Annotated in this window: 16 protein-coding genes; 4 read left to right on the forward strand and 12 right to left on the reverse strand. The window is 29.0% G+C overall.

Translation table 11 applies throughout. From position 1 onward, the window contains the following. Positions 1–21 precede the first annotated feature (21 nt). Both RT575_RS10460 and RT575_RS10465 read right to left on the reverse strand, forming a co-directional pair. Positions 22–771 (reverse strand): uroporphyrinogen-III synthase, encoded by a 750-nt coding sequence (locus RT575_RS10460; RefSeq protein ID WP_313580701.1) that lies wholly within the window; start codon positions 769–771, stop codon positions 22–24. Between the two features lie 7 nt (positions 772–778). After that, positions 779–1,453 carry a DUF4271 domain-containing protein gene (locus RT575_RS10465; protein WP_313383444.1) on the reverse strand — a complete coding sequence of 225 codons (675 nt, stop codon included), beginning with the start codon at positions 1,451–1,453 and terminating at the stop codon, positions 779–781. 66 nt (positions 1,454–1,519) lie between these two features. Here RT575_RS10465 and RT575_RS10470 point away from each other — a divergent pair, with 66 nt between their 5' ends. Together RT575_RS10470 and RT575_RS10475 are read left to right on the forward strand one after the other, a co-directional pair. Further along, positions 1,520–2,242, forward strand: a complete 723-nt coding sequence (locus RT575_RS10470) for a polyprenol monophosphomannose synthase (protein ID WP_313580703.1) — start codon at positions 1,520–1,522, stop codon at positions 2,240–2,242. After that, entirely contained in the window at positions 2,239–2,619 is a 381-nt protein-coding gene (locus RT575_RS10475; RefSeq protein ID WP_313383441.1) for a DUF4296 domain-containing protein, read from the forward strand. The genes RT575_RS10470 and RT575_RS10475 overlap by 4 nt, the downstream gene beginning before the upstream one ends. Positions 2,620–2,656: 37 nt before the next feature. On the opposite strand, the gene rsgA is transcribed toward RT575_RS10475, so the two are convergent. Genes rsgA through RT575_RS10500 form a run of 5 tightly spaced genes read right to left on the reverse strand, consistent with a single transcriptional unit; the run spans position 2,657 to position 7,507 of the window. Then, entirely contained in the window at positions 2,657–3,574 is a 918-nt protein-coding gene (gene rsgA / locus RT575_RS10480; RefSeq protein WP_313580704.1) for a ribosome small subunit-dependent GTPase A, read from the reverse strand. Positions 3,575–3,580: 6 nt separating this feature from the next. Then, the gene (locus RT575_RS10485) at positions 3,581–4,648 is read right to left on the reverse strand and encodes a bifunctional 3-deoxy-7-phosphoheptulonate synthase/chorismate mutase type II (RefSeq protein ID WP_313383437.1); all 1,068 of its coding nucleotides are present in this window, start codon (positions 4,646–4,648) and stop codon (positions 3,581–3,583) included. A 47-nt stretch (positions 4,649–4,695) separates the two neighbouring features. Further along, the gene (locus tag RT575_RS10490; RefSeq protein WP_313580706.1) at positions 4,696–5,547 is read right to left on the reverse strand and encodes a prephenate dehydrogenase; all 852 of its coding nucleotides are present in this window, start codon (positions 5,545–5,547) and stop codon (positions 4,696–4,698) included. Next, the gene (locus RT575_RS10495) at positions 5,544–6,689 is read right to left on the reverse strand and encodes an aminotransferase class I/II-fold pyridoxal phosphate-dependent enzyme (protein ID WP_313580708.1); all 1,146 of its coding nucleotides are present in this window, start codon (positions 6,687–6,689) and stop codon (positions 5,544–5,546) included. The genes RT575_RS10490 and RT575_RS10495 overlap by 4 nt, the downstream gene beginning before the upstream one ends. After that, entirely contained in the window at positions 6,686–7,507 is an 822-nt protein-coding gene (locus RT575_RS10500; RefSeq protein ID WP_313580709.1) for a prephenate dehydratase, read from the reverse strand. The genes RT575_RS10495 and RT575_RS10500 overlap by 4 nt, the downstream gene beginning before the upstream one ends. Before the next feature lie 243 nt (positions 7,508–7,750). On the opposite strand from RT575_RS10500, the gene RT575_RS10505 reads away from it, so the two are divergent. After that, positions 7,751–8,446, forward strand: coding sequence for an ATP-binding cassette domain-containing protein (locus tag RT575_RS10505; RefSeq protein ID WP_313580711.1), 696 nt, complete (start codon positions 7,751–7,753; stop codon positions 8,444–8,446). Positions 8,447–8,513: 67 nt separating this feature from the next. Here RT575_RS10505 and RT575_RS10510 read toward each other — a convergent pair whose 3' ends face one another. Continuing rightward, positions 8,514–8,783, reverse strand: a complete 270-nt coding sequence (locus RT575_RS10510; RefSeq protein ID WP_313383428.1) for a hypothetical protein — start codon at positions 8,781–8,783, stop codon at positions 8,514–8,516. Positions 8,784–8,948: 165 nt separating this feature from the next. Here RT575_RS10510 and era point away from each other — a divergent pair, with 165 nt between their 5' ends. Further along, a complete protein-coding gene (gene era, locus RT575_RS10515; RefSeq protein WP_313383427.1) occupies positions 8,949–9,836 on the forward strand; it encodes a GTPase Era in 888 nt (295 codons plus the stop codon). A gap of 53 nt (positions 9,837–9,889) precedes the next feature. On the opposite strand, the gene RT575_RS10520 is transcribed toward era, so the two are convergent. The 4 genes from RT575_RS10520 to RT575_RS10535 all read right to left on the reverse strand — a co-directional run bounded on the left by RT575_RS10520 (position 9,890) and on the right by RT575_RS10535 (position 12,658). Then, positions 9,890–10,855: a YheT family hydrolase gene (locus tag RT575_RS10520; protein ID WP_313580713.1), complete on the reverse strand. Its 966-nt coding sequence runs from the start codon at positions 10,853–10,855 to the stop codon at positions 9,890–9,892. Positions 10,856–10,857: 2 nt separating this feature from the next. Further along, on the reverse strand, positions 10,858–11,160 hold the full coding sequence (locus RT575_RS10525; protein ID WP_313580715.1) for a DciA family protein: 303 nt from the start codon (positions 11,158–11,160) through the stop codon (positions 10,858–10,860). Continuing rightward, positions 11,157–12,236: a DNA replication/repair protein RecF gene (gene recF, locus RT575_RS10530; protein ID WP_313580717.1), complete on the reverse strand. Its 1,080-nt coding sequence runs from the start codon at positions 12,234–12,236 to the stop codon at positions 11,157–11,159. Before recF ends, RT575_RS10525 begins: the two co-directional genes overlap by 4 nt. Positions 12,237–12,433: 197 nt before the next feature. Continuing rightward, a complete protein-coding gene (locus tag RT575_RS10535) occupies positions 12,434–12,658 on the reverse strand; it encodes a CsbD family protein (protein ID WP_313383421.1) in 225 nt (74 codons plus the stop codon). Positions 12,659–12,890 lie beyond the last annotated feature (232 nt).

A 12,890-nucleotide genomic window follows, 5' to 3' on the forward strand; every position in this document is an offset into this window, starting at 1 on the left:
GAAGGGTAAAAGCGTAAAAATTTATTTAGATTTATTTGCTTCTTTAACGTATTTATCTAGTGCCATTGTCATAGACGGTATTTTAGGAGTTGGCACTTCAATATCTACACGTAATCCCATCTCTTTAGCTTGTTTTACTGTTGATTGTCCAAAAACAGCAATTCTAGTTTCTCCTTGTACAAAATCAGGGAAATTTTCAAATAATGATTTAATTCCTGAAGGTGTAAAAAATACTAAAATATCATATTTTACATCAGATAAATCAGACAAATCACTAGAAACAGTTCTAAATAAAGTTGCTCTTTGCCAATCTAATTTTAATCCATCCAATAATTTAGGAACATCAGCTTTTAAAACATCTGAAGCTGGTAATAAAAATTTTTCGTCTTTATGTTTTTTCAAAAGAGGAAGCATATCTGCAAAAATCTTTTCACCAATATACACTTTACGTTTTCTATACACAATGTATTTTTGTAAATAAAAAGCAATAGCTTCTGATTCACAAAAGTATTTCATTGAATCTGGAACTGTAAACCTTAATTCTTCTGCTAATCTAAAGAAATGATCTATAGCATTTCTACTAGTAAATATGACAGCTGTTGCTTTCGAGAAATCTATTTTTTGATGTCTAACGTCTTTCGCATCTACTCCAACAACTTGGATGAATGGTCTGAAATCAATTTTGATTTTGTTAGCTTTCTCTATCTCGTAGTACGGCGAGTTTTCTGCCTGTGGCTTAGGTTGTGATACTAATATTGATTTAACTTTCATAGTAATTTTAGATTACCTTACCTATTGTCAATAGTTTCATTAAAACCATAAAAGGTAAAATTTCTAGGGTGCAAAGATACAAAATATTATAATACCATATCGACTTATTATTGCTTATTTGCTTCGAATAAATATGATATATTTCAATTACTCGATTCAAAAATAACAATAAGAATCCTCCAATTATAAGATAATCTTTATTAATCGTTGTATAAAAAAATAAAAAACATACAATTAATAGTAATACGATATTTTTAGCATTTACAAAACTTGAGCTTTTCATGTAAAAAGTAACTGAGCTAGACTCATAAAAAACACGATAAAAAGTTATTTCAATAAAAAGCCTTAATAACATTACTACACTTATTAGTGTAAAAGTTATTCCTAAATTAGCCAAATAATGAAATTGAAAACCAGGAAAATAATTAAAATCAATATCAAAATAGGAAACTAATAATAAACTCATTAACAGTACCATAATTCCATCAACAATAAAACTAAATAATGTTGTATTGTCATCTGTAAAACTAACATATTCATTCTTATTCCCTAATAATTTATAATTTGTAGCAAATAAATATTTTACTGCACAAACTAATAAAAGACAAGCAACAATGATAATGATAACAGTATCATTACCTATCGCATTTTTTTGTATAGAAATTAAATCGGTTGTTTTCATAATTTTTTCAAAAATACAAAAGACTTACAATCTTATAACTATCTTTATCCCCACAAAATTATAATTATGTCGGACAAATTAGTGATTATCCCGACCTACAATGAAAAAGAAAACATAGAAGCTATTATAAGAGCAGCTTTATCAGTAGAAGAATCGTTTGATGTTCTTATTGTTGATGATAGTTCTCCTGATGGTACAAATGACATTGTAAAACGCTTGATTACTGAGTTTAATGGTCGTTTACATTTAGAAATAAGAACAATAAAAGATGGCTTAGGCCGTGCTTATGTTCATGGTTTTAAATGGGCTATAAAAAACAATTACAAGTATATTTTTGAGATGGATGCTGATTTCTCTCATAATCCTAATGATTTACCTCGGTTATATCATGCATTAATAGATGGTTCTGATTTAGTTATTGGCTCACGCTATTGCAATGGAGTTAATGTAGTTAATTGGCCTATGAATAGAGTTTTATTATCTTATTTCGCTTCTAAATATGTTCGATTAATTACTCGTTTACCTGTAGATGATGCTACAGCTGGTTTTGTAGGATATAGAGCTAAAGTTTTAGAAACTTTAGATTTGGATAAAATAAAATTCAAAGGTTATGGCTTCCAAATAGAAATGAAATATAAATCTTGGATTAAAAAATTTAGTTTAAAAGAAGTTCCTATTATTTTTACTGATAGAACTTTAGGAGAATCAAAAATTAGTTCGGACATTATAGGAGAAGCTGTTTTTGGTGTTATATCTTTACGTTTAAGAAAAATTTTTGGAAAATTATGAGATATCTTAATATAGTTTACTTTTTTTGCTTGATTTCAACTTTAAGTTGTGCTCCCAAAAATTTTGATGAGCCAGATAACTTAATAAAAAAATCAGAAATGATCAATATTATAACTGATCTATATATTAGTCAACAAGGTATACAAATGTTTCCTGCAGAAGGTAATGAAGATCAAAGTACATTATTAGCAAAAGATGCTGTAGATGTTATGAAAAAACATGATATTAATTTTCATCAATTTTCAGAAAGTTATAAATATTATAGTCTTCAACCAGAACTATTGAGAGATATGCTAGATCAAGTCAAAAAAAATCTTGAAGAAAAGCTTTCTAAAGAAGAAAAAGAAAGAATAAAGAATCAGAAAAATATAAAATAAAAAAAATCAAGCTTTAAAAGCTTGATTTTTTTTTATTTTAATCTTTATATATATCTTCTTCTAAAAAAGTAAGATAATTTTCGTACCTAGAAATTGCTATTTCTCCCTCCTCTACAGCATCCCTAACTGCGCATTTAGGCTCATTCACATGAATACAATTATCAAATTTACAATCAGATTTAAGTTCTAATATTTCAGGAAAATATCCTTGTAATTCCGATTTATCTATATGGACTAATCCAAATTCTTTGATTCCTGGTGTATCAATAATAAAACCACCAAATGGCCATTCATACATTTGTGCAAATGTTGTTGTATGCTGTCCTTTACTATTAAAATCAGAAACCACATGAGTCTTTAAATTCAAATTAGGATTTAAAGTATTTAGTAAAGTTGATTTACCAACACCAGAGTGACCAGCTACTAAGCTTACATTTCCTTTCATTCTATCTCTTACTAAATCTAAGTTAAGACCTGTTTCAGCAGAAATATCAATACTTTCGTAACCAATAGAATCATAAATAGATTTATATAGTTCTAAATCTATTAATTGCTCCTCCGTGTAAGCATCCATTTTATTGAATAAAATAACAACAGGTATGTGATACGCTTCAGAAGTAATTAAAAATCTGTCTATAAAACCAAAAGATGTTTTAGGATTAGAAAGAGTTACAACCAAAAAAGCAACATCTATATTTGAAGCAATAATATGTGTCTTTTTTGATAAATTAACTGATTTACGAATAATATAGTTTTTACGCTCATGAATATTCGTAATTACAGCAATATCATCTTTGTCAATTTCAAAATCAACCTCATCTCCAACAGCGATAGGATTGGTATGTTTGATATTTGCTATTCTAAACTTTCCTCTAATTCTAGCCTGGAAAGTTGTACCATCTTCCGTAAGAAGATGATACCAACTACCAGTTGATTTTATTACAATTCCTTTCAATATATTTTATTTTTTCCCCATAATTTGATTCTGTTGTGCAACAGACTCTTGATGGATTGCTTGTAAAAGTCTATCTACAAAATCTTCAGACAAACCTAAAGAAACACCTGCTTTTACAGAGTTATCTTTGATTTGTTTCCAACGATCTGGTTGAAAAACAGCTACGTTATGATCTTTTTTCAAATTTCCGATTGAATTAGAAACTTTCATACGTTGTGCAATAGAATCTAAGATTGTTGTATCTAACTCATCTATTTGATGACGTAAATTATCAATTGCAGACTTGTAGATTGCATCTTTATCATCTGATTGACGAATCTCTAAATCTTTTAAAATCTCTAATAAACGAGCTGGTGTAATTTGCTGTGCAGCATCAGACCAAGCTTCATCTGGATTGTTATGTGTTTCAATCATTAACCCGTTGTATTCGAAGTTGAATGCCTGTTGTGCAACATCATATAATCCTGTTCTGTTTCCACAAATGTGAGATGGATCACAAATGATTGGAACATTAGGTAATTTATTTTTGAAATCTAAAGCGATTTGCCACTGTGGATTATTACGGTATTTTGTTTTCTTGTATGTTGAAAAACCACGGTGAATAGCACCTAAATTTTTAATTCCTTGCCCTTCTAAACGCTCTAAAGCTCCAATCCATAAATCTAAATCTGGATTTACTGGATTTTTTACTAAAACTGTTTTATCTGTATCGCGTAAAGCTTCAGCTATTTCTTGAACTGTAAAAGGATTTACTGTAGAACGAGCTCCAATCCATAAAACATCAACATCATATTCTAATGCTAATTTCGCATGATTTGCATTCGCAATTTCCGTTGCGATTTTCATCCCGAATTCGTCTTTAACTTTCTTTAACCAGTTAAGACCAATTGCACCTACTCCTTCAAAACAGTTTGGTTTTGTACGAGGTTTCCAGATTCCAGCACGAAAAACTTTTACATAGTCTTTGTCTAAGTCTTCTGCGATTGTCATCATTTGTTTTTCGCTTTCAGCGCTACAAGGACCAGCAATTATCATTGGTTTCTCGTATTCTTTAATCCAGTTATTAATTTCCATAATTTCTACAAATTTAAGGTTTATCAATTATTATTTGATAGTATTATTTATTTCTTATTTAATATTCTACGTATATCGTTTGTATTCTTTAAATATTGATGAATATCTTTTTCATCTTTTTCATCAATCATTTTTCTAATTTTTGATATTTCTATCTGATAAGCATCAATTGCTTTTAACAAATTATCTCTATTTTGAATAAAAATTGGTGTCCACATATCTGGTGAACTTTTTGCTAAGCGAACTGTTGACTCGAATCCTGAACCTGCCATATCAAAAATTGCTTCCTCATTTTTTTCTTTCTTCAATACAGCTTGCCCTAACGCAAAAGATGTAATATGAGAAAGATGTGAAACATAAGCTATATGCGAATCATGCGCTTCTGATGACATAGTTTTTACATTCATCCAAAGTGATTGATATATTTTTTTTACTTTATTAGCTGCATCAATCTCACTTTGTTCAACATCACATAAAATAGCTACCTTATTCAAAAATAATTCTGCGAATGCTGCTTTTGGTCCTGAATTTTCTGTTCCTGCAATAGGATGTGTAGCTACAAACTGTTTTCTTTTGGGATGATTAAGAACTTTTCTGCAAATTCCTGCTTTAGTAGATCCCATATCCATCACAATTGTATTATCTCTTATTTTATCTAAAATTTCTGGTAATACATTCTGAATCGCATTAATGGGAACAGCTATCACAATTAAATCTGAAATTTGTATCGCTCTATCCAAAGAAACAACTTCATCTACAATGCCCAATTCTAAGGCTTCTTTTTGATGTACTTCATTTTGGTCTACACCAATTATATTTTCAGCTATTCCAACTTTTTTTAGAGCTAAAGCAAAAGATCCTCCTATTAATCCTAAACCTATTATCGAAATAGTTTTCATTTTTCTAATCGTTTTTTTACTTCTATTAATTTTTCGATTGGTGCACAAAGAGAAAAACGAATAAATCCTTCTCCATTACTTCCAAAAATACTTCCTGGAGTTATAAAAATTTTTTTATCATAAAGTATTTTATCTATAAATGCTTTATCATCTTTTTCTCCTTCTGGTAATTTTGCCCAAACAAACATTCCTACAGCATTTGGATTATATTCTACATTTAACAAATCTGCTATTTGCCATATGATCTCTCTTCGTTCGTTATATATTTTAGTTAAACCAGTATACCAGCTATCATCAACTAAAAGAGCTTTTGTAGAAGCTTTTTGGATTGCAAAATTCATCCCAGAATCCATATTCGATTTTACTTTTAAAATAGAATTAATTAAAGATTCTTTTCCTATTACCATTCCAACACGCCACCCCGCTATGTTAAAGGTTTTACTTAGTGAATTTAACTCAATACAAATATCCTTTGCTCCTTCTATAGATAATATACTTGTAGGCTCATCATTCAATATAAAACTGTAAGGATTATCATTTACAATTAGTATATTATGTTTTGTTCCAAACTCAACCAATTTCCTTAGGACTTCTTTACTTGCTTTTGCTCCTGTTGGCATATGAGGATAATTAACCCACATAATCTTTGGTTGTTGTTCTGCTAACTTTTCTAATTGATCGAAGTCTGGTAACCAGTTATTTTCATCTTTCAAATCATAAAATAATGGTTTTGCTTGTACCAATTCTGTTACCGACGAATAAGTTGGATAACCAGGATTAGGAATTAAAACTTTGTCACCTTCATTTAAAAAAGCTAATGAAATATGCATTATTCCTTCTTTTGATCCCATTAATGGTAATATTTCTGTTGAAGGATCAACTTCTACATCAAATTTATTTTTGTAGAAATATGCCATTGCTTCTCTTAATTCTGGAATTCCACGATAGCTTTGATAACCATTTACTCCACTTTGTGATACATTAATCAATTCTTCAATTACTGAAGAATGAGGTTGTAAATCCGGACTTCCTATTCCTAAAGAAATTACTGGAATATCTGTCTTCATATTTGCTATTTCTTGTAATTTTTTCGAGAAATAGTATTCTTGTACACTTTGTAATCGTTGGGCTTCTACTATCATTTTTTTCCCAGTTTATATTCTCCTAATATTTCTAAATCAGTTAATTTTCGTGCAATTTTTCCAAGTAATGCATAATATTGTTCTTTCTTTTCGAATGTAATATCGATATGAAAAGAGTATTCCCAAGGTTTCTCTATAATTGGAACAGATTGTATTTTATCCATATTTATACCACATTCTGCAATTTTATTCAAAACATCAACCAAAGCTCCAGATTCATGAGAAACAGAAAACCTCATAGATACTTTATTGAAATCTTCGTAATCATTGTGTTCTCGCTGCAATACAAAAAAACGAGTAAAGTTATCTTGAAATGTCTGTATACTAGATTCTAATATATCCAATCCATAAACTTCTGCTGCTTTTCTTGAAGCAATTGCAGCTACATTATGTAAATCTTGGTCAATAATATCTTTTGCTGTCAGTGCTGTATCTATATCATTTACAACTTTCCAAGTTTGATGTTTTTCAAGAAATTTATCACATTGTAAAATTGCCATTTGGTGTGAACGAACTTCTTGAATATCTTCTATAGTTCTTCCTTTTTTTACCATTAATTGATGTTGAATTGATAAAAAAATCTCTCCAACAATCTTTAAATTATACTTTGTAAGCAAAGCGTAATTTGGTAAAATAGCACCAGCGATTGTATTTTCTATCGCCATAACAGCTTGGTCAACTTTTCCTTTTGCAAGTGATTTTGCTAAAGTTTTGAATGTATCACATTCTACTATTTCTATATCATTTCCTAGATAATTATTAGCAGCTTCATGATGATAAGAACCAATGTAACCTTGTATTGCAACTCTTTTTTCCATATTTTTTGGCAAAAAAAAAGTCCCACAAACGCGGGACTTTAATTTATCTTAATATCATTCTAACAATCAATTATGAAAACACAGTCCCTGCTCTTTCGGATAATACCCAAAAAAGTAAAAGAAAAATGTGTTAAAATAATTAAATGTTGTCATTCTTGATTTTCAAATTATTGAACAAATCTACAGAATATTTTTTTAAACAAGCAAATCTTTTTCATTAATTTTATCAAAATTTTTCATCAAATGGGAATAATCATTAAAGATTTAACAAAGAAATACGGTAATCAATTGGCTTTAGATAAAGTTTCATTTTCTATAAAAAATGGTGAAGTTGTTGGTCTATTAGGTCCTAATGGAGCAGGAAAATCAACACTAATGAAAAGTATTACTAATGCTATAAATCCAGATACTGGAGATATTTTAATTAATGATTTTCATGTAACGAATAGCCCTATTGAAACAAAAAAAATGATCGGTTTTTTACAAGAAAATAATCCATTATATATGGAAATGTATGTAAAAGAATATCTAGAATTTGTTACAAATGTTAGAGAAGTTCCTAAAACAAAAATTGATGAAGTCATCGAAAAAGTTGGATTAACTAAAGAAAAACACAAAAAAATTCAACAATTATCAAAAGGCTATAAACAACGTGTAGGTTTAGCACAAGCTATTATTTCTAGTCCTGAAATTTTAATTTTAGATGAACCTACAAATGGTTTAGATCCTAATCAAATTTTAGAAATCCGTGACGTAATTCGAGAAATTGGAAAAGAAAAAACTGTTATTCTTTCTACTCATATCATGCAAGAAGTAGAAGCTTTATGTTCTCGTGTTATTTTATTAAATAAGGGTAAAGTAATTGCTGATCAAACGATAGAAGAGTTTAGAGGACAATATAGTAATCTTGAAGAAGCATTTCATACTTTAACACAATAAAAAAATCCGTAGACAAACTACGGATTTAGTTTATAAACAAATTGTGGTTCTGTTCTCATAAATATTTTTAATATTGAACATTTATTAATGAATCTAAAGGAATTAAAACTCCATTTTTTATTTGTAAGAATTTATCAGTAACAGACCATACTGTTGTTTCTATTTTCTTAGGACCTTGTTCTGTTTGAAATGTTATATAAGCCTTCGATTTAAATTCATTTCCTAATCTTACAGCACCATTTAATTTCTCTGTTTGTAGTTCAACATCCTCTTTGTAAGCATCTAAAAATTTGTATTTTTTTACGTCTTCCTTTTCGATTAACTCTACTTTTTCCATTTGTTTTAATTTTTAATGATTATATTTTTCCGTAATGCAATATGAAATTAATCATATTTTATAAATGAAACAAACACTAAAAGTAATTCTAATGTATTTTTAATTATTGATATTAATCTAAATGATATCTATATTTATAAACAATAAAATAACTAAATTTGCATCATGTCAGACGAAAAGAAATTTAAATCCGGTTTTGTAAATATTATTGGCAATCCAAATGTCGGTAAATCTACTTTAATGAATATGTTGATGAAAGAACGTCTTGTGATTGCGACTCACAAAGCACAAACAACTCGTCATCGTATAAAAGGTATTTTGACAGGGGAAGACTATCAAATAGTTTTTTCGGATACTCCAGGAGTTCTGGATCCAGCCTACGAATTACAGACTAAAATGATGGATGCTGTAAAAGAATCATTAGTTGATGCTGATGTTATTCTTTATGTTGTTGAAATAGGTGAAAAACGATTAAAAAACGAAGAAGTTTTTGAACGTTTACAAAAAACATCTACTCCAATCATTTTATTATTAAATAAAATTGATACAGCTACACCTGATCGTCTGAATGAAGCTGTTGAATACTGGCATGAACTTTTACCAAATGCAGAAATTTTACCAATTTCAGCAAAAGAAAATGTTAATGTTGATTTGTTAATCAATAAAATAAAAGCAATTATTCCTGAAGGTCCACAATATTATCCAGATGAGCAATTGACTGACCGTTCGGAACGTTTTATTGTAAATGAAGTGATTCGTGAAAAGATTTTATTAAATTATCAAAAAGAAATTCCTTATTCTGTAGAAGTTGTTACAGAAAGATTTAAAGAAGATTTACATCTAATTTCTATTGAATCTGAAATTTATGTAGAACGCGATTCTCAAAAAGGAATTATTATTGGTCACAAAGGAGAATCTTTATCAAAAGTAGGAAAAGAAGCGAGAGAAGAACTAGAAAAATTCTTCGATAAAAAGGTATTCTTAAAACTTTTTGTAAAAGTTAGAAAAGACTGGAGAAGTAAAGAAAATGATTTAAGACGATTTGGTTATTAAATCAATAGAATAAAAAATAACAAAAGCGTTGAAATTTCAACGCTTTTATTATTTTACTTCGATATACTTTCTACAAACTGATGTGCTCTTATTTCAGCCCAAGAATATTTATTATTTTTTAATGGAAAACCACAATGTCCTCCAAATTTTGGCATTTCGAATGTGCAAAATTTATGCTGACGGAACATCTCGACAGGAAAACATTTTTCTCCTAAAAAAGGATCATTTTGTGCATTAACAATCAAACAAGGTGTTTTTATTTGATGAATAACTGTCAAAGGTGAAGCTTTTTCATAATAATCATCTTTGGAAGAATATCCATGCAATGGAGCAGTATAATATTCATCTATCTCATCAAAAGATTTTATTTTATCCAACATTTCTTCGTTCAGTTGACCTGGAAATTGTTTTGCTTTTTCTTTGAATTTAGGAACAAGTGTTCGTTCAAAATTCTTGAAATAAACTTTATTAAATCCTTTTTTCAAAGTATCCGAACAAGAAGTTAAAGAAAGTGGTGCAGAAAAAATAATTCCACATTTTATTCTTTTATCTATTGCATAAGCACCAAGATAATTCAAAATAATAGCTCCTCCCATCGAGTAACCAAGTAATACTATTTCTTTGTAGCCATCTTTCAATGCTTTTTGTACCACACAATCTACATCATCAATAGAACCATGATGATATAACCTACATGTTGCATTCATTTCTCCCCCACAAGATCTATGATTCCAGGCAAGAATAGAATATCCTCTTTCGTAAAAATAATCAGAACAAGAATTAAGGTAAGTTCGCTTCGAATCTCCTTCTAAACCATGAAAAAGAATAACTAATTTTTCTTTGTTTGATTGTTTTCTCCAATCTAAGTTCAAAAAATCACCATCTGCTGTAGTTATTTTTTCCCTTGTATAATTTGGAATAGGATATTGTTTAAATTTTGAAGGATATATGGTAGAAAAATGAGAATTTCTATTAAGTAATGTTGGTTTTGGATAGCTAGATTCTTGGATATATGGCATTTCTAATAAATTTTAGCATCAACAAGAAAATCTTTTTTTATTTCTTCATTAATATTTGCAATAATTTTAGATTTCCCCATCAATAATTCTTGTCGCATCGCTGGTGAATTTATTTTTACATACAAAATACGTTGACGAACCTCAACTCGATCTGTATATTTCTCAAAAAACTTTCCCATCACAGCAAACCAAGCTTCTTCTGCTTTCACTTCCCAAATCAGCTCTTCTTTTCCACTTTGTTTTATAAAATGTTCTAATGCCTGACCTAAAGTTTGCTGATTACTTCGCTTTTCATACTTTTTCATAATCGGAAAACCTTACTTTCAGCATTTATTTGTTTTATAATTTGTTCTGTTCTTTCTGGATGTGTATCTGTAATAAATATTTGTCCAAATCGTTCTTCGTTCACCAATTTCACCAATTGCGTTACACGATGTTCATCTAATTTATCAAAAATATCATCCAATAACAACAATGGCGTAATATTTAATGATTTTTTTATCACTTCCAACTGTGCTAACTTCAATGCAATTAAATAAGATTTTTGTTGTCCTTGCGAACCAAATTTCTTTATGGGATAATTTGTTATCGTAAATAATAAATCGTCTTTATGTATACCTGCTGTAGAATACTGAGCAGAACGATCTTTGTACAAAGCATCTTTCAGTACTGTTTCAAAAGGCGAATCATTTAATTGTGAAACATATTCTATATTCACTTGCTCGCGTCCTTCAGAAATTTCATTGTAATATTTCAAGAAAGCATCCAAAAATGTTCCTACAAATTCCTTACGAACAACATGAATGTTTTTACCTAAATGAATCAATTCTTCATCATAAATTTCCAATGAAGTTGGATCAAATGTATTATTTGCCGCAAAATATTTCAACAAAGCATTTCGTTGCATAAGTACTTTGTTATAGCGTATTAAATCTGCTAAATACTGTTTGTTGGATTGAGAAATTATATTATCCAAAAACTTTCTACGAACTTCGCTTCCTTCCTTTATCAAATCGCTATCATAAGGGGAAATCATCACCAAGGGATATTGCCCAATATGATCAGAAATACGATCGTAAGTTTTTGAATTTCGTTTTAATTGCTTTGGTTGTCCAGAACGAACCAAGCAAAAAATCACATCATCAGATTCATTTTTATCAAACGTTCCTTCTAATGTAAAAAAATCACGTTCGAACTGTATGTTCATCGCATCAGAATGATTAAGATAAGATTTGCTCAAGGCCAAATAATGAATTGCATCCAACACATTTGTTTTTCCCTTTCCATTTTGTCCTACAAAAGCATTTATTTTCGATGAAAATTCGAAATTATTTTCATCAAAATTTTTGAATTGTCTTGCCTTAAGTTCTTTCAAATACATAAAGCAAAATTACAAATTAAAAACTTGTCTATTCAACGAAAAAATAAAGATTATAGAAAATGATTTTAAAACTAATCTCTTTTTTTGAGCAATCACTTCGTGCCGTGCTTTGCGTTGCGTTGCAATAAATCGTATAAAATTGAAATAAAAAAAGAAGGCTAAGATTAGTTTATCTTAGCCTTCTTTCATTAAGCATATTATGCATTTTTATCGTTGGATTTTTCGTCTTCCGATACAATCCAGCTTTTTAATGTATCCTTAATTTCGTCAATTGACTTTCCTGTTTTTTCTTGAATTCTACCAACAACATCATCAAATTTTCCATCTGTTGCAGTTTCATCATCTCCGAACCACTCTCCAAATTTTTGTTTTGCAGCTCCTTTTAATTGATTCCATTTTCCTTCGAATTCTAAATCACTCATAGTATTTTGTTTTTAATAGTTTCGAGTAATTAATCACAAAAATGAATCCATTTTTCTGTTTTATCACATATTTTTTTGATAAATACTCATTATTGAGTAATTATCAATTTATATATTTCTAGATAAAACAAGCATGATAAAGCGTTAGTAATTGAAATTCAAACCATTCTATACCAACAAGATAATATTGACTAATATTTTAATATAAAAGATTGAAATGGAAAGCACGAGC

It is taken from the genome of Chishuiella sp., from assembly GCF_032109125.1.
GTDB lineage: Bacteria > Bacteroidota > Bacteroidia > Flavobacteriales > Weeksellaceae > Empedobacter.